Genomic DNA, 23577 nt, shown 5'->3' with positions numbered 1-23577 from the left:
GAACTCGGCTGGCCATACTTTGCGGGAGACTGCCGGGCAGCCTCCCGCTCGAGCACCGTTACTTGATCTGGCCGTCTTCGATCGGGTAACCATTCTCGTTGAACCAACGCGCAGCGCCCGGGTGCCAGGGCAGGACGTTGTTCTTCGTGTAGTTCTCGGGCACCGAGTTGCTGGCCGCCTTGTGAATGGAGACCATCTTGTCGTTGTTCTCCATGGTCAGCTTGGTGATTTCATACACGAAGCTTTCAGACACATCACAGTTGACCATCGCGAAGTTCCACATGGATACCACGCGGGACGGAGCGTCCAGCGACTGGTAGGTGGACGCCGGAATGATGAACTCGGATACCGGGAAGTTGTTGATAATGGTCTCTGCCTCGGCATCGTTCATGCCGATGATATTTACGTCGGTTTGCACTTCCAACTGGCTGACCGCAGGAATGGGAATACCGGCGGCGAAGGCAACCACATCAATCAGGCCGTCCTGAAGTTGACCGCCCAGATCAGACCAGCTGCCGTTGCGGCGTTCGAAGTCCACACCCAGGGTTTCCATCATGCGCGGGAAGTAGGTGTCAGAAGTGGAGCCCGCCGGGCCAAAACCGATAGTGGCGCCATCAGGGATATCGGCGATGGAAGTAATGCCAGAGCTGGAGAGCGCGGTTACCGAGAACGGTGTTTCGTACATCGGGAACATGGCGCAGACGTTGTCCATCTTCATGCCCGGCGCAAGCGGGCTGTTACCGTCCATGGATTCCCGAGCCGGGCCCATGGTGGTCAGGCCAAACTTCAGGTCACCAGTGTGCACCAGCGCCATGTTCTGAACCGGACCGCCGGTGATCTCTGCACCACCGGAAACGCCCAGGTTTTCAGCGACATAGTTGGCCCAGCCGGAACCATACGCAAAATAGGTTCCACCCTGACTGGCGGTACCAACGGTGAAGTTGCTCGGCCAGTCCGAACGATCCTGGGCTGTTGCGGGGGTTGCGACTGCGAAGGTGGAGGCAAAGGCCACCGCCATTACGGCTTGGGTTTTCATAAGGAATGCTCCCGATTCATTTTGTTTGTTGGGTGCTCAACGAAGCTCTAACAGCTCCGGTGGGTAACCCAATCAGCAAGGAGCAGACCAGATCTCGATTAATTCGGAAAAACAGGGCCTTACTAAAATCAGAGCAAGGTCAGGCCCTGGAAAATGGGTGGATAACCACCCATCGGAAAGAGCGGATGGGTGAATCCCGACACGTAGGGCGTATCGGGTTCTGGCTACCAGCGGCCCTGAAGAGTCGCCACAATACGACGACTACCGGCTCGATCCCGGTGCTCGCAGAGATAAAGTCCCTGCCAGGTTCCCAGCGCCAGGCGACCATGGCTGACCGGGAGGGTCAGCGAGGGGCCGATCAGGATGCTTTTGATATGAGCCGGCATGTCGTCAGGCCCTTCCATAACGTGCTCATAGTGCGGCGCATTCTCCGGCACCATGACGTTGAAATGGCGTTCCAGGTCGCCCCGCACATCCGGATCAGCGTTCTCGTTCACCGCCAGGGAAGCGGAGGTATGCTGGATGAACAGGTGCAGCAAACCGACTTCGCAGTTGGTCAGGTCCGGCGCCTGGGCAAGGATTTCATTGGTGACCAGATGAAAACCCCGTGGCAGCGGCGCCAACTCGATAAACGACTGATCCCAGATCATGACAGCCCTCTCGATTATTTCTGCCGGTCATCCCAGGGGTGCACGGGAACCACATCGTCGCCGACATCGCCCTCGTAGCTGCTGCGGAAATAATCCATGGCTTTTTCCGCCTCGCTAAGTTCGTCAAACCGGGCAACGTGGTAGATTGCCTCGCCCTCGTTCACCAGCGGCAGGTTGTTCACGCAGATAACGATACCCGAGCAGGGTGACACCACCGCGGTTTCCGATTCGCCGAAGGGGTCCGCCACCATGGCCAGCCTCTGGCCTTTGCGAACCTTCTGGCCCAGCCGGGCAACAGGCCGCATGATCCCGTCGATATCCGCCCGCACCCATTGGGAGTTGGCTGCGGTTTCAGACCGTTTTCTGGGTGCCTTGGGCCCTTTTTTCGCCGGGATCATTTCGAGTTCGCGCATCACCCGGATGACCCCTTTCACACCACTGCCAATCACCACGTCATCGAAGCGCAGAGCCTCTCCGCCCTCGAACGTGATCACCGGAATGTCCTGTGAATCTGCATAGGCCCGGAGGCTTCCTTCTCGAAGCCCCGCATTGATTATGATCGGAGCACCAAAGGCCTCGGCCATACGCACGGTTTCCGGGTTTTTCAGCTCCGCACGGATTTGCGGGAGGTTGAATCGATGAATCGCCCCGGTGTGCAAATCAATGATGTGAGTCACCCGCTCCATGATCTGCGTGCGCAGCAGGTAGGCAATGCGCCCGCCCAGGGAGCCGCTTTCACTGCCGGGGAAACAGCGGTTCAGATCCCGCCGGTCCGGCAGGTATCGGGTGCGCTGCACGAACCCGAAAATATTGACGATCGGCACCGCAACCAACGTACCCCGAAGGTGCCTCAGGGCCGAATTGGTGAGCACCCGACGCACGATCTCAACGCCGTTGATCTCGTCGCCATGAATGGCACCACACACCATTAATACCGGGCCATTTCTGCGGCCGTGCACAACCTCAACGGGAATATGCAACGGAGTGTGGGTGTAGAGCTTGGCAACCGGAACCTCCACGGTTTGCCTGGTGCCGGCCTTTACCTGAGTGCCGGCAATTTCAAAAGGAGCGCGGGCCATGCTCTAGCCTCTCCCCTTGGTCCGGGTTTTCCAGGGCTTCTGATTTTTCTCGGTCCAGTTGATGATCATGCCCGCAACATTTTTGCCCGTAGCATTCTCAATGCCCTCAAGACCCGGGGATGAATTCACCTCCATCACCAGTGGCCCACGGCTGGAGCGCAACAGATCGACGCCGGCTACGTTCAGCCCCATGGACTTGGCGGCAGTAATGGCAGTACGCCGCTCTTCAGGAGTTATCCGCACCAGAGAGGCACTGCCTCCCCGATGGAGGTTGGACCGAAACTCGCCTTCGGCACCCTGACGTTTCATGGCGGCAATCACCTTGTCGCCAATCACGAAACAACGGATGTCGGCGCCGCCGGCTTCCTTGATAAATTCCTGCACCAGAATGTCGGCTTTCAGACCCATAAAGGCCTCGATCACGCTCTCCGCAGCCTTGCGGGTTTCCGCCAGCACCACACCAATACCCTGGGTGCCCTGAAGCAGCTTGATCACCACCGGTGCGCCGCCCACCATTTGCAACAATTCCGGCACATTGTCCGGCTTGTTGGCAAAACCGGTCACAGGCATCCCGACGCCTTTTCGGGCCAGCAACTGCAGGGAGCGTAACTTGTCCCTGGAGCGGGTAATCGCAACGGATTCATTGACGGGGAACACCCCCATCATCTCGAACTGACGCAATACCGCCGTACCGTAGAAGGTGACCGACGCACCGATTCGGGGGACCACCACATCAAAATCTTCAAGCACTTCTTCGTGGTAATGAATCTGCGGATTGGCGGAGGTGATGTTCATGGAGCAGTGAAGGCAGTCGATTACCTTTACTTCGTGGCCCCGATTGATGCCCTCCTCCACCAGACGGCGGGTCGAATAGAGGTGACGGTTTCGCGACAATATCGCAATCTTCATTTTTCAGTCCTTAGGGCCGGCTTACCGGCAAGATAGGAAGCTTCGGGATAGATTACTGAGCGTCCTGACATAGCGGTACGGCCCAGCAGCATCCGGAACCGCATGGAATCTCGGTTGGTCAATGTCATTTCAATGGGCCATTTCTGGCCGCCAATCAGTAGCGTGGTCTCGATGACCAGGCGCATTTCCTTGTGACCGCCGGAATCAGACACGTTCCGCTCATCCAGCACCCTGGCATCACACTCCACCACCTGGTGAAGATCGTTCTGCACCGGATGAACCCAGAAGCGCACGCGCCGTTCACCGTTTTCCGTGTAGGGTTCCGTACGGAACGTGTGGAGACAGGAAGTTCTGGCTCCGGTATCGATTTTCGCCTTGATACGGCTTATGTCCAGGTCCGGCAGCGCCACCCATTCACGCCAGCCGAGACTCATCTTGTTGTCGGCGGGGGTCGGGGGGATGGTTTTGATAATTTCAGCTGTCTTTGTCGACATCCGGGAGATCCTTTTCAGTGATTTGTTCCGGCCCCAATAGCTGAACACGGAACGGCTCTGAATGGCTACCCGCATAAACGCTGGTGTGGGGGAACGGAATTTCAATGCCTTCCCGATCCAGGGTTTTCTTGATCGCGACCATCATGCCGCTGCGCCCCTCGAGCACTTTCTCCTTGGGCACCCAGTACGAGAATTGCAAATCCACAGAGGACGGGCCAAACGCTGTTACCAGCGTAAACGGCTTGGGCTCTTCGAGACACACCGCATTCTTTTCTGCCAGATCCAGCAGCAGGCTCTCTACGCGCTCTACATCTTCAGCGTAGGCAATCCCCACCGTCAGGTCGAGCCGGCGTATCGGAAACCGGGAACGGTTGACCACCCGGGTCTTGATCAGAGTTTCATTGGGAATCCGCACGTAAAGGTTGTCCGGCGTGCGTAACTTCACGCTCAGCATATCAATGCCAACGACTTCCCCAATGGTCGCGTCTACCTCAATGAAGTCACCGATTTCAAAAGGTTTTTCCACCAGCAGAAAAAGGCCGCTGATCATGTTCGATGCCGAGGTCTGAGAGGCAAAACCGATGGCAACGGTGAGGATACCGGCGGCGCCGAGCACCACATCCAGAGAGAACCCGGCCTCCCGCAAGGCCGCCACAAAAAACAGCACCACGATGACGTAAAACACCAGCCGCCGAACCATGACGGTATGATGGCGTGAAGTGCGCTGCGCCATGAAGCGGCCGACACTGCGGGCCGCCAGAGACCCGAGAAATAGCCCCAGCACCACAAGAAAGGCGGAACTGATCCACTGCCCCCAGGCAATATCGGTAAAGAACTTCATTACGCCTGTTTGTATTGTTTCCAGCAAAGCGTCGACTCCGTCAGATCCGTTTCAGCCAAACATCCGGTCAAACGCCCGAACAAGCCGGCCGCGGGCCATTTTTTCACGAGCATCCGCCACAGGCCGGCAGTTGCCAGCTGCCGCCAGCAACGACTGTTCCACATGCAGGCTCGCCGAATTCATGTCGGTCTCAACTTCAACCGTTACCCCCGGCGTCCAGAGCTGGCCCCGATCGTTCTGGTGCAATGACAGCAACGGCGTTGGCAGGCTGAACCGCTCTAGCAGCAGGGGCTGTTCCCGTTGGTTGATCAGGGTCACCGGCGTAACCGCTCGCCACGGACGCTTTGGCACAGCCTCAAGCACCAATCTGGCAAAACTGTGAGAGGTATAACAAAGCTCGCCCTCCATGGTATTTCTGCCCACCCAGGTCATCGAAGGCGATGCCAGTGGGATTTCCGTCAGCACGGTCTTCTTGTCCCCCACACAGACCTTCATCCAGACCAGGGTTCCCACATAGATCGTGCACCGGCCGCCGGCAGGTATCGTCAGTGGTTGGAAAGGCCGAATCACAGTGGGCAGGTTGGCGAGCGCGGGCAGAAACGTGACTGTGGACGACTGGTTTTCCCGGATGAAACGCTGCAGCGGCACAGAAGCCGAAGGCAGGGTGTGGCCGATGGTCTCTGTCCAACTGGCCGGATCCGTTTCCAGTTCCAGCGTTTCGGAACGAATCTGCCATTCCTGATCCAGCAGAGTGACCCACAAACGAATATGACCCAGTTGATGATACTGGGTCTGGCCCGAAGCCAGTGAATAAGGCTCGGCCCAAACGCCGTCACGGCGACCTTCGCTGTTGTTCTCCATTCCCGCCACAAAACTCCTTCAGGATCGCCCGGCTGAATTGCTGTAAAAGTGTCCTAACTATAATCCAATCAGCCAGCCCGGGCGAATATCCAAGTTGGTGATTTTATTGAAGCACCGGGCTGTAATTACACTTACATCAATCCCTCAGACAACTATGGATTACGGATGACACAACTGGTCTGGTTCCGAAACGATCTCCGGGTTGCCGACAACCCGGCCCTTACGGCCTCCTGCGAAAGCAGCGAAGAGGTGCGAGCCTGTTTTATTCTCACCCCGGACCAATGGCAGGAACACGATTGGTCGCCGGCCCGGGTGCAATTCGTCGTCGCCCACGCCAACGCCCTGGCCGAAGAGCTAGCCAAACTGGGCATACCGTTGTCCTTTATTCACGCAAAGCGCTTCGAAGACAGTATTGGCAAACTCCAGAGCCACTGTGAAGAGAACAAGGTGACAGCGCTGCACTTCAACGAGGAGTATGGCGTCAACGAGCGCAAACGCGACAAGGCGGTGAAACACCTCTTCGATGAACTCGGCATTGCCGTTCGCAAATACCGCGACCAGACAGTTGCACCAGTAGGCGAGATCCTCACCCAACAGAATGACCCCTACTCCGTGTTCACACCGTTTTCCAGACGCTGGCGCAGCTGGATAGAAGAAACCCATCCGGGTCTTTTTCCAACGCCCAAAGCCAGGGGTAACGCCGTAAGCCCGGAACAGATTGACACCATACCCGGAGCCTTTCGAGACGCCCCCGAGCCCCTCGTTGCAACCGGTGAAGATGCCGCCCAAGACCAGCTCGAGCGCTTCCTTGAAAAACGCGGCGGTGCGTACAAGGAAAAGCGTGACTTCCCCGCCATCGATGGCACCAGCCAGATATCCCCTTACCTCGCCAACGGTGTTCTATCTGGCCGGCAATGCCTGATAGCCGGCCGACAGGCGCAGGGCGCCGGCGGCAACCAGGAAGGCCTGGGAACCTGGATCACCGAAATCGCCTGGCGGGATTTCTACATCAACATCCTGTACCACTACCCCCGGGTCAGCATGCACCGCGCTTTCAAACCGGAAACCGAAGCTCTGGAGTGGAACACCCCGGGCGACAGGTTCGAAGCCTGGAAAACCGGCAAAACCGGCGTTCCCATCGTCGACGCCGCCATGCGCCAACTCAACCAGACCGGCTGGATGCACAACCGCCTGCGCATGATCACCGCCATGTACCTCACTAAAAACCTGTTCATCGACTGGCGCCTGGGTGAGGCCTACTTCATGTCAAAACTGATCGACGGCTTCCTGGCCTCCAACAACGGCGGCTGGCAATGGAGCGCCTCCACCGGCACCGACGCCGCCCCCTACTTCCGGGTTTTCAACCCGGTTACCCAGAGCGAGCGATTCGATCCCGATGGGGATTTCATCCGTGAGTGGGTACCGGAGCTAGCGAAACTGGATAGCAAACGGATTCACGATCCGGGTGCGAAAGGTGGTGTTATTCCGAAGGGGTATCCGAGGCAGATCGTTGATCTTAAAGAAAGCAGGAAAGAAGCGATCGCAAAGTTTCAGGAATTGAAAAACTGAGGTAAACAACGAGGCGGGCTACTCCAAGGCTCTGACGCAGCGCCGGGGATGGCCTTCCCAAAACTGTGCGGAGCCATGGATGGCGGAGCCCAAGCGTCACAGGGATGTGCCGCAAGGAGCGTGTTTTGGGAAGGCCATCCCCGGCGCTGCAGCCCGAACGCTCCCAAGCCCGCAGGCACCGAAGTTAACCAGAACAGACCGGGCAATCAGGATCCCGAGCCAGCTTCATCTCCCGCCACTGCATTTCCCAGGCATCGAGAATTAACAACCGCCCAACCAGCGGCGTCCCCACTCCGGAAACCACCTTGATAGCTTCCATCGCCTGAGTCGCCCCAATCATCCCTACCAGTGGCGCAATTACCCCCGCCTCTGAACAGGTCAGATCCTCATTGCCCTGCTCTGGGTAAAGACAGTGGTAACAGGGGCTTTCTTCGCGCCGACTATCGTAAACCGAAACCTGACCCTCGCCCCGAATAGCCGCACCGGACACCAGCGGAACTCTCGACGCCACACAGGCACGGTTCAGCGCAAACCGGGTGTTGAAGTTATCCGTGCAATCCACCACCAGGGTTGCCTCCGCGACCGTCCGCGCCAGGGCCTCACCTTCGAGGCGCTGATTCAGGGCGGTAACGGACACCAGCGGGTTGATCCGACGAATCCGATCGGCAAGACTTTCCGCTTTCGATTCACCCAGCTGCGAGGTTTCGAAACCGATCTGGCGCTGAAGGTTGGCCAGTTCGATATTATCGTCATCCACCAGGATCAGGGTTCCGACACCTGCGGCGCCAAGATAGAGTGCTACAGGACACCCAAGGCCGCCGGCACCGATCACCAGAACCCTGGCCGACTGCAGTTTTTCCTGGCCGGAAATATCGAACCGCGGCATCAGGATCTGCCGGCTGTAGCGCAATAATTCGTCGTCACTGAGCATTTGCATCTCCACTGTCAAGCACCGGAATACCATCTTCCAAGTGTCATCCGATCCCGGTTGCCATAATCCCGCCGGGTCTCTACGGCGTTAAACCCGCGAGCGTGAAACAACTCTGCCACGGCCTCCGCCTGATCGAAACCATGCTCAACCAGAAGCCAGCCGCCTTCAACCAGCCATTGCGGCGCCTGACTGATAATCAGCCGCAGATCATCCAGGCCATCGCTGCCGGACACCAGGGCCGAGGCAGGTTCGAATCGAACGTCCCCTTCTTTGAGGTGGCGATCACTAGCGGGGATATAGGGTGGATTGGAGACAATCAGATCAAACCTCTCTGGCTCCAGCCCTGAAAACCAGGAGCTCTGGACCACGGAAAGGTTCAGGCCAAGCGCAACGGCGTTGTCACGGGCGAGCGCCACGGCCTCAGGCACGGCATCACAGGCAGACATTCGCCAACCCCCTTGCTCACTGGCGAGAGCCAGAGCAATGGCGCCCGTACCCGTTCCCAAATCCATTACTCTGGCTTGCGGCGGCAGTGGCAAAGCCAGGGCAACTTCCACCAGGCATTCGGTATCCGGTCTTGGAATCAGGGTGGAGGCACTGACTTTCAGCGGCAGTGACCAGAATTCCTGCTGCCCCAACAAATGCGCCACAGGCCTGCCGGCCACCCGATCCTGCACCAGCTCCTCAAAGGCCTCGGCCTGAGCGTCGGTAACCTGACGTTCCGGCCAGGCCCGGAAACTGGTTCGGCTGAGCCCCGTAATGTGGCTCAGGAGCAGCTCGGCATCCAGCCTGGGCGAATCGCTATCAATCCGGGTGGATGCCTTCTTCAAAAGGGCTTCACAGGTCAGTGAGGGTTTACTGGTCATCGGCAAGAGAGGCGAGCAGCTCGGCCTGGTGTTCCTGCTGCAACGGCACGACGACGGCGCCCAGATCACCGGCGATCACTTCGTCGAGCTTATAGAGGGTGAGGTTGATCCGATGATCCGTCACCCGCCCCTGGGGAAAGTTGTACGTGCGGATGCGCTCGGAACGGTCGCCACTGCCCACCAGGCTCTTGCGAGTCTCGGCCATGGACTTCTGCTGCCGCTCGGTCTCGGCATTCTGAAGCCGCGAAGCCAGCAGGCTCAACGCCTTGGCTCGGTTCTTGTGCTGGGAACGCTCTTCCTGGCATTCGACCACGATGCCCGTTGGCAAATGCGTTATCCGGATCGCCGAATCAGTCTTATTGACGTGCTGACCACCAGCACCGGACGCACGAAAAGTGTCCACCCGCAGATCCGCCTTGTTGAGCTCGATAGCTTCGGCTTCATCGGCCTCGGGCATTACCGCCACGGTGCAGGCCGACGTATGGATCCGGCCCTGGGACTCGGTTTCCGGAACGCGCTGCACCCGATGGGCTCCCGACTCAAACTTCAGGGCACCGTAAACGCCGTCACCAGCCACGCGCGCAATCAACTCCTTGAAACCACCGTGCTCGCCCTCGCTCTCGCTCAGAACCTCCACTTGCCATCGCCGGCGCTCGGCATAGCGCAGATACATCCGGAACAGGTCGCCGGCGAAGATAGCGGCTTCGTCGCCACCGGTGCCGGCGCGAATCTCGAGGAATACGTTCTTGCCGTCGTTCGGGTCTTTCGGCAGCATCAGGCGCTGGAGCTCTTCATCGAGTTCCTCGCTCTTCTGCTCGGCAAGTTGCAGTTCTTCCTCGGCCATCTCCCGCATATCGGCGTCGCCATCTTTCGCCAGCTCGCGCGCAGCCTCGATGTCATCCAGGGAGTGCTGCCAGGCCTGGAAGCAGTGAACAATGGGCTCAATCTCGGCGAACTCCCGGGAAAGATCCCGGAACTTGTCCTGCTGGGAGATAATGGAGGAATCACTGAGCAATGCGCTGACTTCCTCGAAGCGGTCGGAGAGCTGCTCGAGGCGGGATTGGATCGTTGGCTTCATAGTTTTTCCGGGGTTGTCGTCGTGTCCGCGTCCAGTGCATCCAGCTGGTGCAACTCACGCAGCCACTCTGTCACCTCGGTGCGACCTTCTGTGGTGGCCTTGCGAACCTGCACGGAGGGCTCGTGCAGGAGTTTGTTGGTGAGGCCGCGTGCCATACTGCGCAGCACGGTTTCAGGATCTGTGCCATTGCGCAGGGCGCGCAGGGCTTTTTCGGTCTCCGCATCGCGCAGCACTTCGGCGCGCTGCCGGAACTGCTTGAGCGTAGACACCGCATCCAAGGCCCTTAGCTGGTTCAGAAAATCCTGAACCCCGGACGCCACCAGATTCTCGGCCTCCCTGGCCGCACCCTCACGAGAGCGGATATTTTCCTCGATAACCTGGCGCAGGTCGTCCACCGTGTAGAGATAGACGTCGTCCAGCGAGGCCACCTCCGGCTCGATATCCCGGGGCACGGCAATGTCCACCATGAAATAGGGACGGTGTTTGCGTTTCTTCAGGGCACGCTCAACGGCGCCTTTACCAAGGATCGGCAATGGGCTTGCCGTGGACGAAATAATAATGTCGACATCGGCCAGGTGTTCCGGGATCTCGGACAGCACAATGCCCTTGCCACCGCGAGATTCTGCCAGTGCCTGTGCCCGCTCAAGAGTACGGTTGGCCACCAGAAAATCCTTCACGCCGGCATCCGCAAGGTGCCGGGCCACCAGTTCAATGGTTTTGCCGGCACCGATCAACAAGGCCTTGTTGCGGGACATGTCGGCAAAGATATGATGCGCCATGCTCACCGCTGCGTAGGCAACAGAGACGGGATTCTCACCGATGGCGGTCTGGGTCCGCACGCGCTTGGCGACCGAAAAGGTGTGCTCGAACAATCGGGACAGGAACGAGCCACTGGCGCCGTGTTCCCTGGCCAGGGAATAGGCATCCTTCAACTGCCCGAGGATCTGCGGTTCGCCCAACACCATGGAGTCCAGGCCCGCGGCCACTCGCATCATGTGCCTCACGGCATCACCGTCGCGGTGCACGTACAGCGCCTCTTCCAGTTCCGCGGCGTCCATATCATGGAAGCCGGCCATCCAGCGAAGCACCATGGGTGCGCAGTCGTCATCGCCGGCCAGGTAAAGCTCGGTCCGGTTGCAGGTCGAAAGTATCGCAGCCTCGGTGGCGCCCGACGTCGCACGCAGCTCGGCAAACGCCTCCGCCATACGCTCGGGCGTAAACGCCACTCGCTCCCGTAGTTCTACGGGGGCCGTGCGGTGATTGATTCCCAGCGTTACCAGTGCCATTTCGTGGTTGTACAACCTTTTGCCGATGAGCGGTGCAGATACGCGCAATTACTGGACATTTTAACGGCCAGCGGCCTGAGCTGCCACCCAAAACCACCGCAGCTTCGGCAAGTGCGGACAGGTTGGGCAAGATCAGATGCTTATGCCATTATAGGGATTCGGCTGAGGCCGCGACCCGATCCACCTCAAAAAAGGGGCTGGAGCGTGGTTATTTTTGATGCGTTTTCGACAGACCATGGGAAGTTGCATGCACAAGTCCGTACCGTTTCTGGTTACCTGCCTGCTTGGCCTCACACTGGCAGGATGTGCCAGCCTCACCGGCACTGAGGAAGCGCCTGCTCCTGGCGAAACAGCCGCCACTGAGAGCAAGACGGAGCCAAAGCCACCGGTTGAATACGCCGATTTCGAGCCCGAAACCCTCTATTTGCTGCTGTCTGCCGAGATCGCGGCCCAGCGCGGACGCTACGACATCACCCTGGTTAACTACCTGAAGGCTGCCAAGCAGTCCCGTGACCAGGTAGTGATTGAGAGGGCCATGCGAATTGCCCAGTCCCTGAACGGCGATAACGCCCAGAAACAGCTCGCCGAGCTGTGGCTGGAAATCGACCCGGATAACCTCCAGGCCCACAGAATCTCTGCGATCCAGGCCGTAAAGGGCAACGACCTCCAGACCGCCATCCATCACATGGAACGGATCATGGATCAGGGCGGCGATGCGGACTTCGACAGCCTTGCCGCTATGGCTGCCAATCTGCCGCCAGAGCAACAGCAGGAACTGCTCGCCCTCTATAATGAAATGTCGGACCGCCACCCCGAAACCCCGGAACTGGAATACAGCATCGCGCTCCTGTTAAAAGTAACCGGGCAGCCACAGCAAGCCCTGGACAGACTCGAACCACTCCTGCAGGAAAACGGGAACTTCCAACCGGCTATCATTCTCAGGGGCGACCTGCTCTACCAGACCGGTCAGAAAAGCAGCGCCCTGGATTACCTGCTGACCAACACCCGCCGCTTTCCGGGCAACCGACAGATGGGCACACTTTACGGCCGCATGCTTATAAATGAAGGCGAATTACAGGCTGCCCAGGATGAATTCAACCGCCTCGTTGAGCGTTACCCGGACACTCCGGGCCTGAGACTCTCTCATGCACTGGTCGCTCTTGAGAATGGGCAGACCGACCTGGCACGGCAAGAGCTGACACAGCTGGCCGAACAAGGCCACCATACCAGCGAAGCCAACTACTACCTGGGCCGCATTGAGGACCAGGCAGGCAATACCGACCAGGCCATTGGCTATTACCAGAGCGTCGAACAGGGCAATTATTACTTTCCGGCCCTGGCCCGCGCCAGCTCCCTGCTGGCTGATAACGGACAGCTTGAGGACGCCATTGACCGCATCCGCAGGCTGCGCGAAGCCAACCCCCGGCAGGCAGAGAACTTCTGGTTACTGGAAGTAAACCTGCTACTGGATCAGGAACAGCAACAGCAGGCTCTGAGCACCGCCAAGGAAGCCCTGGAAGAACATCCGGACAATATCGAGATCCGCTACGCCCGGGCCATGCTCTACGATGGCATCGGACAGCCTGCCGAAGCCGAAGCCGATCTGAAGCAGATTATCGAACAGGAACCGGAAAACGCCGTTGCCCTGAATGCCCTGGGCTACATCCTGACCACCCGGACAGACAGACTGAGAGAAGCCCGCGGCTATATCGAGAAAGCACTGCGGCTGGACCCCGACAATCCGGCCATCCTCGATAGCATGGGCTGGGTCCTGTTCCTCGAAGGCCAGCTCGAGCCGGCGCTCGACTACCTTTCTCGTGCCTGGGCCGCCTTCCCGGATCCGGAAGTTGCCGCTCACTATGGTGAGGCGTTATGGATGAACGGAGCCGAAGAACAGGCCCGAATCATCTGGCAGGAAGGCCTCGAACAGGACAGCGATCACGAAGTGCTCAGAGAAACCATTGATCGGCTGACCAATGGTGGTGACACCGAATGAGACTGGCGCGAATTCTGGCAGCACTGACCATGCTTGCCACGCTCGGCGCCTGCACCACGATTCAGATCGACCCATTGCCGGCGGGCATGACAGACCAGCCTCCGGCTAACTGGACCACTCGCGCAGCCAGTCTTGGCAAATTCGACCACTGGAAGCTGTCCGGGAAGCTGGCGGTGCGCCAGCCATCAGACAGCGGAACCGCCATCATCAATCACTGGATCCAGGATGGCGAAGCCTACGATCTTGCCCTTTCCTCATCTTTCCTCGGCATGGGCAGCACAACACTCAAAGGGGTACCCGGGTTTATCGAGTTGACCCTGCCGAACGGCGAAACCTACCGCTCGGGCGAACCGGAAGGTCTGGTCGAGGCGGCCACGGGCTGGCAGTTGCCGCTGGAGAATTTGACCTGGTGGATTCGGGGCCTGCCATCACCCGCCAGCGGCTATCGCCTGCTGTTTGATGATCAGGGCACCCTGGCCATGATCCGCCAGAACGGCTGGGAGATCCGCTACGACCGTTGGCAAACCTTCCTCTCCGCTTACCCTGCACTGCCTGCCCGAATTACCGCCCTCAAGGAGGACAAGCGGGTTCGCCTGGTAGTCAGTGACTGGCAGGAGCAGCCCGAGTGACACCTGACCTGACACTGCCCTCACCGGCCAAGCTGAACCTGTTTCTGCACATTGTCGGGCGCCGGGACGACGGCTACCACGAGCTTCAGACCCTGTTCCAGTTTCTGGACTACGGCGATGAGCTGAGCTTCTCCCTGACACCCGGCGAGCCGGGCGTGAGGCTCACGGAGCCTGTTCCCGGTGTCGACGACGAGGACAACCTCATCATTCGCGCGGCCAGAGCACTCGTTGAGAGGGTTGGCGGCGATTTGCCCGGGATCACTATCGGCATCACCAAACGGCTGCCCATGGGCGGCGGCCTGGGCGGCGGCAGCTCCAATGCTGCAACCACTCTGCTGGGCCTGAATCATCTCTGGCAGCTCGATTTGAGCACCGATGAGCTTGCCGGAATCGGCCTCGGCCTGGGCGCCGATGTTCCGGTGTTTGTCCGGGGCCATACTGCCTTCGGCGAGGGGATTGGTGAAACACTGACCAACGCTTATCCGCCGGAGGACTGGTTCGTTGTTCTCAAGCCTGGCTGCAACATCAACACTGGCAAGATTTTTTCCGAGCAAGGGTTGACAAGGAACACCCCGAGAATCAAAATAGCGCCCGCTTTTGAGGGAGACGCCTCGAGGTACCGAAACGACTGTGAGGATGTAGTTCGAAAACTGTATCCTGAAGTTAACCAGAGCCTGGAATGGCTTTCACAATTCGGACCTGCAAGATTAACCGGAACCGGGGCTTGCATATTTGGACGTTTCCCGACAGAATCCGCAGCCCGGATCATCTGGGAAAGCAAACCCTCCGGCGTCACGGGGTTCGTAGCTCAAGGGGTGAACAGTTCACCTCTACACAAAAAGCTAACAGAGCTGAAATGATGCCAAAAAAGCACGATACTGGGGTGTCGCCAAGTGGTAAGGCAACGGGTTTTGATCCCGTCATGCGCAGGTTCGAATCCTGCCACCCCAGCCACCTTTCTCCCGCTTCTTCTGAATCAAACGCCGATACTGAGAAGGATGCCGTCGTGTCCAAACTGATGATCTTCGCTGGCAACGCCAACCCTGAACTGGCTCAAGCGATTGCCCGCAAACTCCACATTCCCATGGGTCAGGCCACTGTAGGCCGTTTCAGCGACGGGGAAACCACCGTCGAGATCAATGAGAATGTCCGCGGCCATGATGTGTTCATCATCCAGCCGACCTGCTACCCCACCAACGATAACCTGATGGAACTGATCGTGATGGCCGACGCACTTCGCCGTGCTTCCGCTACACGAGTCACCGCCGTTATCCCCTATTATGGATACGCGCGCCAGGATCGCCGGGTACGCTCTACCCGCGTTGCCATCAGCGCCAAGGTGGTCGCAGACATGATTTCCAGCATCGGCGTCGACCGGGTTCTGACCGTTGACCTGCACGCCGACCAGATCCAGGGCTTCTTCGATATTCCGGTGGACAACATCTACGCCACACCGGTCATGCTCGAAGACATCTTCAAGCAGCGCTTCGAGAACTTTGTCGTAGTATCTCCGGATGTTGGCGGCGTGGTTCGCGCCCGTGCCGTGGCCAAGCGGCTGGACGACGCCGATCTCGCTATCATCGACAAGCGTCGCCCGAAAGCGAACGTGTCCCAGGTGATGCACATCATCGGTGACGTCAAAGACAAGACCTGTATCCTGGTCGACGACATCATCGATACCGCCGGCACGCTGTGCAAAGCGGCCAATGCCCTGAAAGAGCATGGCGCGGCCCGCGTAGTTGCGTACATCACCCACCCGGTTCTCTCAGGCCCGGCCATTGATAACATCAATGCCTCACAGCTGGACGAACTTGTGGTCTGCGATACCATCCCGCTGGGTGACAAAGCGCATAATTGTGATAGAATCCGCGTCCTCGGAATGGCCGGGCTGCTTGCGGAGTCTATTCGCCGCGTAAGCAACGAAGAGTCCATCAGCGCCATGTTCGAGAATGCCTGAGTGATCTCAAGGTCGTAATATCAAGGCATTACAAGCAGTTACCGGGTCGGGAGCCTACACAGGCTCCCGACTCTTTTAGTCAGCCGGAAAAATCCGGCTTTTCAGAAACATCACCTGATCCAACGCCTGGTCGCGGGCAGTTCAGGTGACGATTGAGGTTAATACCATGTCTCAGGAATTTGTTATCGAAGCATTTCCTCGCGACGATCAGGGGAGAGGTGCGAGCCGCCGCCTGCGTCGTGAGGAGCGTAAAATTCCGGCCATCATCTATGGTGGCGGAAAAGACGCTACTGCGATTGCCATCTGGCACAACGAGCTGAAAAAAGCTCTGGAAAACGAAGCGTTCTTCTCTCACGTTCTGACCGTTGAACTGAACGGCAAGAAAGAAAGCGTCATCCTGAAGGATCTGCAGCGTCACCCGTACAAGCCGATCCTGACCCACGCTGACTTCCTGCGCGTTGACAAGGACCACGAGATCCACGTCAACGTACCGCTGCACTTCATCAACGAAGACACCGCACCGGCTATCAAGCTCCAGGGCGGCGTAGCGAACCACCAGATCAACGAAGTTGAAGTGATCTGTCTGCCGCAGAACCTGCCCGAGTTCATCGAAGTGGATATGACCACTGTCGAGATGGACCAGGTAGTTCACCTGAGCGACCTGAATCTGCCGAAAGACGTCAAGATTGCCGCCCTGCTCCAGGGTGAAGATCACGACCTGCCGGTTGTGGCTATCCACAAGCCGCGCGGCGCCAAGGCTGATGATGAAGCCGAAGACGGCGAAGAAAGCGAAGAAGGCGGCGAAGACAAGGAGTAATCACTCCTGTTCTGAGGAGGGCAGCGGCAAATGGCGCAGGATATTGTCATGGTGGTTGGCCTGGGAAACCCCGGGGCTGACTACGAGAATACCCGCCATAACGCCGGTGCCCTCTTCGTCGAAGCTCTGGCCCGCTCTGCGGGCCAGACGCTCCGCCCCGACAAGAAATACCACGGGCTCTATGCCCGCATTCAATGGCAGGGCCTGGACCTGCACCTCCTGAATCCGACTACCTTCATGAATCGCAGCGGCCTGGCCATCAAGGCGCTGGCAGACTTCTTCAAGATTCAGCCCCAACAAATTCTGGTAGCCCACGACGAGCTCGATCTGCCCCCGGGTACCGCCAAGCTCAAGAAAGGCGGCGGCCACGGCGGACACAACGGTCTGCGAGACACCGTCTCCCACCTGGGCACCAACGATTTCCAGAGACTGCGCATCGGCATCGGGCACCCCGGCGACAGCCGCAGGGTAACCGGCTACGTTCTCGGCCGCCTTGGCAAACAGGAAACCGAGGAACTGAACGCAGTGATCGACGAAATCATGCGGGTATTACCGGACGCAGCCAGCGGCAAACTCCCCGCCGCCATGAATCGCCTGCACAGTTTCAAACCGGTATAATCCGACCAAATTTTTTTCAGCACCAGCAGAGGCATTCCATGGGATTTAACTGCGGCATCGTCGGCCTTCCCAACGTCGGCAAATCTACCCTGTTCAACGCATTGACCAAATCCGGCATTGGCGCGGAAAACTTCCCGTTCTGCACCATCGAGCCCAACGCCGGTGTTGTCGCCATGCCGGACCCTCGCCTGAACAAGCTCGCCGAGATCGTTAAGCCGGAAAAGGTGGTGGCAACCACCATGGAGTTCGTGGATATCGCCGGCCTTGTAGAGGGCGCCTCGAAAGGCGAGGGCCTGGGCAACCAGTTCCTGGCCAATATCCGCCAGACCGATGCCATTGCCCATGTGGTGCGCTGCTTTGAGGACGACAACGTCATTCACGTTGCCAACAAGATTGACCCGGCTTCGGACGTAGAAATCATCAACACCGAACTGGCTCTGGCTGATCTGGAAACCGTTGAGAAAGCCATCAAAAGGGTTCAGCGAGTCGCAAAAAGCGGCGACAAAGAGGCCAAAGCCCAGCTCGAGATGTTCGAGAAGCTACTGCCGGTACTGAACGAAGGCAAACCAGTGCGCAGCATGAATCTGGACAAGGACCAGATGGCCCTGATCCGTGAGCTCTGCCTGCTCACCGTCAAGCCCACCATGTACATCGCCAACGTCAGCGAGGACGGGTTCGAGAACAACCCGCATCTGGACACGGTGCGCAAGATCGCCGAGTCGGAAAATGCCGTGGTTGTGCCTATCTGCAACAAGATAGAGGCCGAAATCTCCGAACTGGAAGACGATGAAAAATCCATGTTCCTGGAAGAAATGGGCATGGAAGAGCCAGGCCTCGACAGGGTTATTCGCGGCGGCTACGGCCTGCTGGGCCTGCAGACCTACTTTACCGCCGGGGTAAAGGAAGTCCGCGCATGGACGGTAAAAGTGGGCGCTACGGCACCCCAGGCCGCTGGCGTGATCCACACCGACTTCGAGCGCGGCTTTATCCGGGCAGAAGTGGTGAGCTACGACGATTTCGTACAATACAACGGCGAAGCCGGGGCCAAGGATGCCGGAAAATGGCGCCTGGAAGGCAAGGAATACATCGTGAAAGACGGCGACGTAATCCACTTCCGCTTCAACGTGTAGTTTTTCAGGAAAAATCTGGACCCCAAGCCTTGACACAAAGGGCCCAAATACTGAAAATACGCGCCTCGTTCGGGGCGATGCCCAAAGCGAAATGGCAAGGTAGCTCAGTTGGTTAGAGCACAGCACTCATAATGCTGGGGTCGGCGGTTCGACTCCGCCCCTTGCTACCAGTATTCTGAAAAGCCCGACGTGAAAACGCCGGGCTTTTTCAGTTTCTGGGGACGACCCCACCCTTCCCGGGCAGTGAACGCGGGACGACCCGCCTTCGTACAACGTCTGCTATGAGATCAACCAAAGACAGAGTTCGCCAGGCCATCTCTTTCGAGCTGATCGGCCTCCTGCTTTCCGTTCCCCTCGCTGCGGTGACGTTCGGCTTCGATATGGGAAGAACCGGAGTCCTTGGTGTGGTTGGCGCCACCATCGCGACTATCTGGAATTACCTGTTCAACCTGGGGTTCGATCACGGACTCAAACACTTCACCGGATCAACCCGTAAATCCCTGCGTATGCGCTTCCTCCACGCCGTCAGTTTCGAGCTGGGCCTGATGCTGATTTTCCTGCCGATCATTGCCTGGTGGATGGGCATTGGCCTGTTGGAAGCGCTGATCGTAGATGTGGCGTTCGTGGTGTTCTATCTGGTGTATGCGTTCGTATTCACCTGGTGTTACGACTCTATATTTCCTGACACGGACGCCAAGAAATCCAACGTCACTTAAACAAACTTTGACAATTCCGGAGGCGGGAGTCGGATAGGATAGAGGCTCCGCCCGAATGCGTTTTAAGGTTGTATCGCATTATGAAATCCCGCCATGCCCTCACGGTGTTCCTGGCCGTTATTCTGGTTCCCATTGCCCTTGGGTTCGCTGGCGCGAGCGTGAAGGCGGCCCTCCTGTCGATTAGTGTTTTCTGGCTCTGCCTGGGAATATTCTTCTACCCATCCATCAGTGACTATCTCAGGTCTGCAAGGAGACAGCGGGACGATTAGCGCTGGGTACGTATCGCCCGGAATGGTTTCGCTTTCCGACCCATTGCAACGATCCTCTAACGAGAAACTCTGTGGCATACTCACGGGCTGAAACCCACAAAGAACAACACACCAGCAAGGACCGTTGACATGAAACCGGAAACCCTCGCGCTGCACGCAGGCTTCAAAAGCGATCCCACTACCCGGGCCGCTACCACGCCGATTTACCAGACCACGTCCTACACCTTCGATGACACCCAGCACGGTGCCGATCTGTTCGACCTGAAGGTTCAGGGCAACATCTACACCCGCATCATGAACCCGACCAACGCGGTTCTCGAAGAGCGGATGGCAGAACTGGAAGGCGGTGTTGGCGCTCTGGCCGTGGCCTCTGGCATGGCTGCCATCACCTATGCCCTGCAGACCATCTGCAAGGTGGGCAACAACATCGTCAGCACCAGCCAGCTTTACGGCGGCACCTACAACTTGTTTGCCCACTCGCTGCCAAACCAGGGTATTGAGTGCAAGATGGTGCGCCATGATGATTTCGATGCCGTGGAAAAGGCTATCGATGAAAACACCCGCGCCCTGTTCTGCGAGTCCATCGGCAACCCGGCGGGCAACGTGGTCGATATCCAGCGCTGGGCCGAAATTGCACACAAACACGGCATCCCGCTGATGGTGGACAACACGGTTGCCACGCCGTTCCTGTGCCGCCCGATTGAGCACGGTGCCGATATCGTGATTCACTCGCTCACCAAGTACATCGGTGGCCACGGCACCACCGTCGCAGGCGTTGTCGTGGATTCCGGAAAGTTCGACTGGAAGGCCAGTGCCGATAAGTTCCCGATGCTGAATGAGCCGGATCCGTCGTACCACGGCGTGGTCTATACCGAGGCGCTGGGCCCTGCCGCCTTCATCGGTCGCTGCCGTGTGGTGCCACTGCGCAACACCGGTGCCGCCCTGGCGCCGTTCAATGCGTTCCTGATCATGCAGGGTCTGGAAACCCTGGCGCTGCGTATGGAACGTCATTGCGAGAACGCAGAGAAAGTCGCGAACTTCCTGCAGGAGCACCCATCTGTTGAATGGGTCAACTACGCGACCCTGGCCAACAGCCCCTACAAGGCCATCTGTGACAAGATATGTGGCGGGAAGGCCTCTGGCATCCTGAGCTTTGGCATCAAGGGTGGCCGGGAAGCCGGCGCGAAATTCATTGATGCCCTGGACCTGATCCTGCGTCTGGTGAACATCGGTGACGCCAAATCCCTGGCCTGTCATCCGGCCACCACCACCCACCGCCAGCTGAACCCTGAGGAACTGAAGAGTGCCGGCGTGAGCGAGGATCTAGTGCGGCTGTCTATCGGCATCGAGCATGTCGACGACATCATTGCCGACATTACCCAGGCCCTGGACAAAGCCCAGGCTTGATGACGGTCAACCGGGTACGACCAATGTCGTGCCCGGCACCCCCGTGATTGCCCCTATCTGTCTTGTAACTCCCCCGCCAGCCCATTACTCTTTAGGGTTCCCCATGCCCGAATCGAGAGTCCGGTTGCAATGAGCGACAGCGCAAAAACCCGCATTACCAGTGGTTCCAAATTCCGCAATGAACATGGCTTCTCGGCCATCAAGGACGGCGTCAAGCGGTCATCAAAGCAGGAAGCCACCACGGCGGAGAAGCCTGAGCGAAAGCCCAAATGGCTGCGGGCCCGCATGCCCGGCGGCGAGCGCTATGAGGCGGTGCGCAAGAACGTCAGCGAGCACCGGTTGAGCACCGTTTGCCAGGAATCCCATTGCCCCAACATCGGTGAGTGCTGGACCGCCGGCACTGCCACCATCATGGTGATGGGTTCTGTGTGTACCCGGGCCTGCAAATTCTGCGCGGTAGACACCGGCAACCCGAAAGGCTGGCTGGATCATGAAGAGCCGGAGAACACCGCAAAGTCCGTAGAGCTCATGGGCCTTCGATATATTGTGCTTACCTCGGTAGACCGTGACGACCTCGACGACGGCGGCGCTGCGCACTATGCCGCCTGTGTGTCGGCCATCAAACAGCGCACGCCCGAAGTCGCCGTTGAAGCACTGACGCCGGATTTTGATGCCGTCATGTCGGACGTCGAGAAGGTTGTGGATTCCGGGCTGGATGTCTTCGCCCAGAACGTGGAAACCGTCAAACGGCTGACCAGTCGGGTCCGTGATCCACGGGCCGGTTATGAAAAAACCCTGCAGGTGCTGGAGCACGCCAAGAAACACCGTCCGGATGTGCTCACAAAGACCAGCCTGATGCTGGGCCTGGGCGAAACTGAAGAGGAAATCCTGGAAACCATGGACGACCTGCGCGCCATCGGTGTGGATATCCTGACCCTGGGCCAGTACCTGCGCCCTACTCCGAATCACCTGCCCGTGGAACGCTACGTCACCCCCGAAGAGTTCAACCGTTACCGGGAAATCGGCCTGGAGAAGGGTTTCATGGAAGTGCCATCCGGCCCCATGGTCCGCTCCAGCTACCGGGCTGACAAAGTCTTCGATAAAAACAATCTGGGTCTTGCCGTGCCCGAGGTTCCCCAAGCCTCCAATGCCATGCAGATTCCGGTGAAGGCCATCGACTGAGAACATTCATGCTGACACTGCTGCGAAATGCCCGGCTGAAGTACAAATTCTGGTTGCTGAACATTGTCGTTTTTGCAGTTCTCTGCTTGCTCGTTCTCTACGCCATGAACACCATTGCCGGGCAGACCAGCAAGACGTTCGACCAGGTCTTCGCTGAGACGGCGGCCGGCTTTGCGCTGGTTGTGGCAATACTTATGGTGCTCGAGATGGCCGGCTCCCAGCTGCTGATTTCGTTTATCGAGCGCCACGTGAATCGCCTGAAAGACACCATGGTCGATGTGCAGGCCTCGGGCAATCTGAGCCAGCGGGCGGTGGTGGATTCCACCGACGAAATCGGCGAAATGGCCAGCGCGTTCAATGCCATGCAGGACCGCACCGTGGGCGTGGTCCGAAGCATGAAGGAAGCCACTGAACGGCTGCACCAGGAAGTCGAGGAACTCACCTCGGCCGCCGAGGCCCGCCGGGATGACCTCGGTCGCCAACAACAGGGCGCCGATCGCTCCGCGGAAGTCATCGAAACCATGCTGCAAAGCTTCACCGGCATCGCTGAACAGGCCGGAATTGCCAAGACCCTGTCCCACGAAGCCAGCGATGCGGCCCGCGACGGCAGCACCCGTGTCGGCCAGAGTGCCGACAGCATCCGCAAGCTTGCCGATGTGGTGCGCAATTCCGCCAGCAGCGTCGAAGCCCTGGCCGAAAACAGCCATGAAATCAGCCACGCCATCACCGAAATCCGGGGCATTGCCGAACAGACCAATTTGCTGGCCCTGAACGCGGCTATCGAGGCAGCCCGGGCTGGCGAACAGGGCCGTGGGTTTGCCGTGGTTGCCGATGAGGTCCGTAAACTGGCCCAGCGAGTCCAGGACTCCACCGATCAGATTCAGGGCACCATCGATCGCCTACTCAATGCCATGAACACGGCCGTGAACCAGATGACCGGCAGCTCCGAGGATGCCACCCGCTGCGTCGAGGAATCCGAGGAAGGCCGCCGTGCCCTGGAAGCCATTAACGAGGTGGTCAGCCGGATCGATCATACCAACCAGGAAATCGCCAACGTCTCGGCGGACCAGACCGCTGGCACCGACGACGTGCTGGCTAACGTTCAGGGCATTCGCGAAACCACCCAGAACATGGTAACTCAGCTTGCCGAGAGCGCGGATATGAGCCGCCGCCTGAAAAAGCTGATCGATTCCCTGGAAGAAGCCTCGTCAAAGGTCACGGTTCACTGAGGTTTATGGCACACTCTGCACTCGTTT

At 58.5% G+C, this 23577-nt stretch carries 24 protein-coding genes and 2 tRNA genes; 15 read left to right on the top strand and 11 right to left on the bottom strand.

Annotated elements, in window-relative coordinates; genetic code table 11:
• Positions 1–58: 58 nt before the first annotated feature.
• From ACWJ62_RS11260 to ACWJ62_RS11230, 7 genes are all read right to left on the bottom strand, one after another.
• Positions 59–1036 (bottom strand): TAXI family TRAP transporter solute-binding subunit, encoded by a 978-nt coding sequence (locus tag ACWJ62_RS11260; RefSeq protein ID WP_449286277.1) that lies wholly within the window; start codon positions 1034–1036, stop codon positions 59–61.
• A gap of 224 nt (positions 1037–1260) precedes the next feature.
• Positions 1261–1686 carry a secondary thiamine-phosphate synthase enzyme YjbQ gene (locus tag ACWJ62_RS11255; protein WP_008176325.1) on the bottom strand — a complete coding sequence of 142 codons (426 nt, stop codon included), beginning with the start codon at positions 1684–1686 and terminating at the stop codon, positions 1261–1263.
• 14 nt (positions 1687–1700) lie between these two features.
• On the bottom strand, positions 1701–2765 hold the full coding sequence (locus tag ACWJ62_RS11250) for a succinylglutamate desuccinylase/aspartoacylase family protein (RefSeq protein WP_449286276.1): 1065 nt from the start codon (positions 2763–2765) through the stop codon (positions 1701–1703).
• 3 nt (positions 2766–2768) lie between these two features.
• A complete protein-coding gene (rimK, locus tag ACWJ62_RS11245) occupies positions 2769–3674 on the bottom strand; it encodes a 30S ribosomal protein S6--L-glutamate ligase (RefSeq protein ID WP_148608113.1) in 906 nt (301 codons plus the stop codon).
• Positions 3671–4168, bottom strand: a complete 498-nt coding sequence (locus ACWJ62_RS11240) for an ATP-dependent zinc protease family protein (protein ID WP_449286275.1) — start codon at positions 4166–4168, stop codon at positions 3671–3673. The genes rimK and ACWJ62_RS11240 overlap by 4 nt, the downstream gene beginning before the upstream one ends.
• Entirely contained in the window at positions 4149–5009 is an 861-nt protein-coding gene (locus ACWJ62_RS11235; protein ID WP_449286647.1) for a mechanosensitive ion channel family protein, read from the bottom strand. The genes ACWJ62_RS11240 and ACWJ62_RS11235 overlap by 20 nt, the downstream gene beginning before the upstream one ends.
• Before the next feature lie 51 nt (positions 5010–5060).
• A complete protein-coding gene (locus ACWJ62_RS11230) occupies positions 5061–5870 on the bottom strand; it encodes a hypothetical protein (RefSeq protein WP_449286274.1) in 810 nt (269 codons plus the stop codon).
• A gap of 165 nt (positions 5871–6035) precedes the next feature.
• Between ACWJ62_RS11230 and phrB the strand changes: the two genes are divergently transcribed.
• Positions 6036–7439, top strand: a complete 1404-nt coding sequence (gene phrB / locus ACWJ62_RS11225) for a deoxyribodipyrimidine photo-lyase (RefSeq protein WP_449286273.1) — start codon at positions 6036–6038, stop codon at positions 7437–7439.
• A 184-nt stretch (positions 7440–7623) separates the two neighbouring features.
• Here the strand turns inward: phrB and ACWJ62_RS11220 are convergent, their stop codons facing one another.
• From ACWJ62_RS11220 to hemA, 4 genes are read right to left on the bottom strand one after another with little or no spacing between them, the layout of a single operon-like run.
• Positions 7624–8370 (bottom strand): HesA/MoeB/ThiF family protein, encoded by a 747-nt coding sequence (locus ACWJ62_RS11220; protein WP_449286272.1) that lies wholly within the window; start codon positions 8368–8370, stop codon positions 7624–7626.
• Positions 8371–8384: 14 nt separating this feature from the next.
• Complete coding sequence (prmC, locus tag ACWJ62_RS11215) at positions 8385–9236, bottom strand: peptide chain release factor N(5)-glutamine methyltransferase (protein WP_449286271.1); 852 nt, start codon at positions 9234–9236, stop codon at positions 8385–8387.
• Complete coding sequence (prfA, locus tag ACWJ62_RS11210; RefSeq protein WP_449286270.1) at positions 9226–10314, bottom strand: peptide chain release factor 1; 1089 nt, start codon at positions 10312–10314, stop codon at positions 9226–9228. The genes prmC and prfA overlap by 11 nt, the downstream gene beginning before the upstream one ends.
• Positions 10311–11600: a glutamyl-tRNA reductase gene (hemA, locus tag ACWJ62_RS11205; protein WP_449286269.1), complete on the bottom strand. Its 1290-nt coding sequence runs from the start codon at positions 11598–11600 to the stop codon at positions 10311–10313. The genes prfA and hemA overlap by 4 nt, the downstream gene beginning before the upstream one ends.
• A 247-nt stretch (positions 11601–11847) precedes the next feature.
• On the opposite strand from hemA, the gene ACWJ62_RS11200 reads away from it, so the two are divergent.
• From ACWJ62_RS11200 to ACWJ62_RS11135, 14 genes are all read left to right on the top strand, one after another.
• Positions 11848–13596 (top strand): tetratricopeptide repeat protein, encoded by a 1749-nt coding sequence (locus ACWJ62_RS11200; RefSeq protein ID WP_449286268.1) that lies wholly within the window; start codon positions 11848–11850, stop codon positions 13594–13596.
• Complete coding sequence (gene lolB / locus ACWJ62_RS11195) at positions 13593–14225, top strand: lipoprotein insertase outer membrane protein LolB (RefSeq protein ID WP_449286267.1); 633 nt, start codon at positions 13593–13595, stop codon at positions 14223–14225. Before ACWJ62_RS11200 ends, lolB begins: the two co-directional genes overlap by 4 nt.
• Positions 14222–15085 (top strand): 4-(cytidine 5'-diphospho)-2-C-methyl-D-erythritol kinase, encoded by an 864-nt coding sequence (gene ispE / locus ACWJ62_RS11190; RefSeq protein ID WP_449286266.1) that lies wholly within the window; start codon positions 14222–14224, stop codon positions 15083–15085. Before lolB ends, ispE begins: the two co-directional genes overlap by 4 nt.
• Before the next feature lie 19 nt (positions 15086–15104).
• Positions 15105–15179 (top strand) — tRNA-Gln (locus ACWJ62_RS11185).
• A gap of 52 nt (positions 15180–15231) precedes the next feature.
• The gene (locus ACWJ62_RS11180) at positions 15232–16182 is read left to right on the top strand and encodes a ribose-phosphate diphosphokinase (protein ID WP_008176348.1); all 951 of its coding nucleotides are present in this window, start codon (positions 15232–15234) and stop codon (positions 16180–16182) included.
• A 166-nt stretch (positions 16183–16348) separates the two neighbouring features.
• Positions 16349–16999, top strand: a complete 651-nt coding sequence (locus ACWJ62_RS11175; RefSeq protein WP_449286265.1) for a 50S ribosomal protein L25/general stress protein Ctc — start codon at positions 16349–16351, stop codon at positions 16997–16999.
• 30 nt (positions 17000–17029) lie between these two features.
• Positions 17030–17617 (top strand): aminoacyl-tRNA hydrolase, encoded by a 588-nt coding sequence (gene pth / locus ACWJ62_RS11170; protein ID WP_449286264.1) that lies wholly within the window; start codon positions 17030–17032, stop codon positions 17615–17617.
• A 38-nt stretch (positions 17618–17655) separates the two neighbouring features.
• Entirely contained in the window at positions 17656–18747 is a 1092-nt protein-coding gene (gene ychF, locus ACWJ62_RS11165; protein WP_449286263.1) for a redox-regulated ATPase YchF, read from the top strand.
• Positions 18748–18840: 93 nt separating this feature from the next.
• Positions 18841–18917, top strand: a tRNA-Met gene (locus ACWJ62_RS11160).
• Positions 18918–19028: 111 nt separating this feature from the next.
• Positions 19029–19463, top strand: coding sequence for a PACE efflux transporter (locus tag ACWJ62_RS11155; RefSeq protein WP_449286262.1), 435 nt, complete (start codon positions 19029–19031; stop codon positions 19461–19463).
• An 80-nt stretch (positions 19464–19543) separates the two neighbouring features.
• Positions 19544–19732, top strand: coding sequence for a hypothetical protein (locus ACWJ62_RS11150; protein ID WP_449286261.1), 189 nt, complete (start codon positions 19544–19546; stop codon positions 19730–19732).
• Between the two features lie 129 nt (positions 19733–19861).
• Positions 19862–21139 (top strand): O-acetylhomoserine aminocarboxypropyltransferase/cysteine synthase family protein, encoded by a 1278-nt coding sequence (locus ACWJ62_RS11145; protein ID WP_449286260.1) that lies wholly within the window; start codon positions 19862–19864, stop codon positions 21137–21139.
• Between the two features lie 129 nt (positions 21140–21268).
• Positions 21269–22321 (top strand): lipoyl synthase, encoded by a 1053-nt coding sequence (gene lipA, locus ACWJ62_RS11140; protein ID WP_449286259.1) that lies wholly within the window; start codon positions 21269–21271, stop codon positions 22319–22321.
• An 8-nt stretch (positions 22322–22329) separates the two neighbouring features.
• Positions 22330–23550, top strand: coding sequence for a methyl-accepting chemotaxis protein (locus tag ACWJ62_RS11135; RefSeq protein ID WP_449286258.1), 1221 nt, complete (start codon positions 22330–22332; stop codon positions 23548–23550).
• Positions 23551–23577: the final 27 nt, after the last annotated feature.

The sequence above is a fragment of the Marinobacter sp. PE14 genome, from assembly GCF_053566155.1.
This window is presented reverse-complemented; position numbering and strand designations above follow the sequence as displayed.

Bases quoted from the DNA above. Each gene is read 5' to 3' on its own strand.
- hemA (WP_449286269.1), bottom strand. From the start codon at position 11,600: ATGGCACTGGTAACGCTGGGAATCAATCACCGCACGGCCCCCGTAGAA.
- ACWJ62_RS11250 (WP_449286276.1), bottom strand. From the start codon at position 2,765: ATGGCCCGCGCTCCTTTTGAAATTGCCGGCACTCAGGTAAAGGCCGGC.
- prfA (WP_449286270.1), bottom strand. From the start codon at position 10,314: ATGAAGCCAACGATCCAATCCCGCCTCGAGCAGCTCTCCGACCGCTTC.
- ACWJ62_RS11220 (WP_449286272.1), bottom strand. From the start codon at position 8,370: ATGCTCAGTGACGACGAATTATTGCGCTACAGCCGGCAGATCCTGATG.
- ACWJ62_RS11240 (WP_449286275.1), bottom strand. From the start codon at position 4,168: ATGTCGACAAAGACAGCTGAAATTATCAAAACCATCCCCCCGACCCCC.
- lolB (WP_449286267.1), top strand. From the start codon at position 13,593: ATGAGACTGGCGCGAATTCTGGCAGCACTGACCATGCTTGCCACGCTC.
- ACWJ62_RS11155 (WP_449286262.1), top strand. From the start codon at position 19,029: ATGAGATCAACCAAAGACAGAGTTCGCCAGGCCATCTCTTTCGAGCTG.
- phrB (WP_449286273.1), top strand. From the start codon at position 6,036: ATGACACAACTGGTCTGGTTCCGAAACGATCTCCGGGTTGCCGACAAC.
- pth (WP_449286264.1), top strand. From the start codon at position 17,030: ATGGCGCAGGATATTGTCATGGTGGTTGGCCTGGGAAACCCCGGGGCT.
- ACWJ62_RS11230 (WP_449286274.1), bottom strand. From the start codon at position 5,870: ATGGAGAACAACAGCGAAGGTCGCCGTGACGGCGTTTGGGCCGAGCCT.
- ACWJ62_RS11235 (WP_449286647.1), bottom strand. From the start codon at position 5,009: ATGAAGTTCTTTACCGATATTGCCTGGGGGCAGTGGATCAGTTCCGCC.
- ychF (WP_449286263.1), top strand. From the start codon at position 17,656: ATGGGATTTAACTGCGGCATCGTCGGCCTTCCCAACGTCGGCAAATCT.
- prmC (WP_449286271.1), bottom strand. From the start codon at position 9,236: ATGACCAGTAAACCCTCACTGACCTGTGAAGCCCTTTTGAAGAAGGCA.
- ACWJ62_RS11150 (WP_449286261.1), top strand. From the start codon at position 19,544: ATGAAATCCCGCCATGCCCTCACGGTGTTCCTGGCCGTTATTCTGGTT.
- rimK (WP_148608113.1), bottom strand. From the start codon at position 3,674: ATGAAGATTGCGATATTGTCGCGAAACCGTCACCTCTATTCGACCCGC.
- lipA (WP_449286259.1), top strand. From the start codon at position 21,269: ATGAGCGACAGCGCAAAAACCCGCATTACCAGTGGTTCCAAATTCCGC.
- ACWJ62_RS11200 (WP_449286268.1), top strand. From the start codon at position 11,848: ATGCACAAGTCCGTACCGTTTCTGGTTACCTGCCTGCTTGGCCTCACA.
- ACWJ62_RS11135 (WP_449286258.1), top strand. From the start codon at position 22,330: ATGCTGACACTGCTGCGAAATGCCCGGCTGAAGTACAAATTCTGGTTG.
- ACWJ62_RS11145 (WP_449286260.1), top strand. From the start codon at position 19,862: ATGAAACCGGAAACCCTCGCGCTGCACGCAGGCTTCAAAAGCGATCCC.
- ACWJ62_RS11175 (WP_449286265.1), top strand. From the start codon at position 16,349: ATGTCTCAGGAATTTGTTATCGAAGCATTTCCTCGCGACGATCAGGGG.
- ACWJ62_RS11255 (WP_008176325.1), bottom strand. From the start codon at position 1,686: ATGATCTGGGATCAGTCGTTTATCGAGTTGGCGCCGCTGCCACGGGGT.
- ACWJ62_RS11260 (WP_449286277.1), bottom strand. From the start codon at position 1,036: ATGAAAACCCAAGCCGTAATGGCGGTGGCCTTTGCCTCCACCTTCGCA.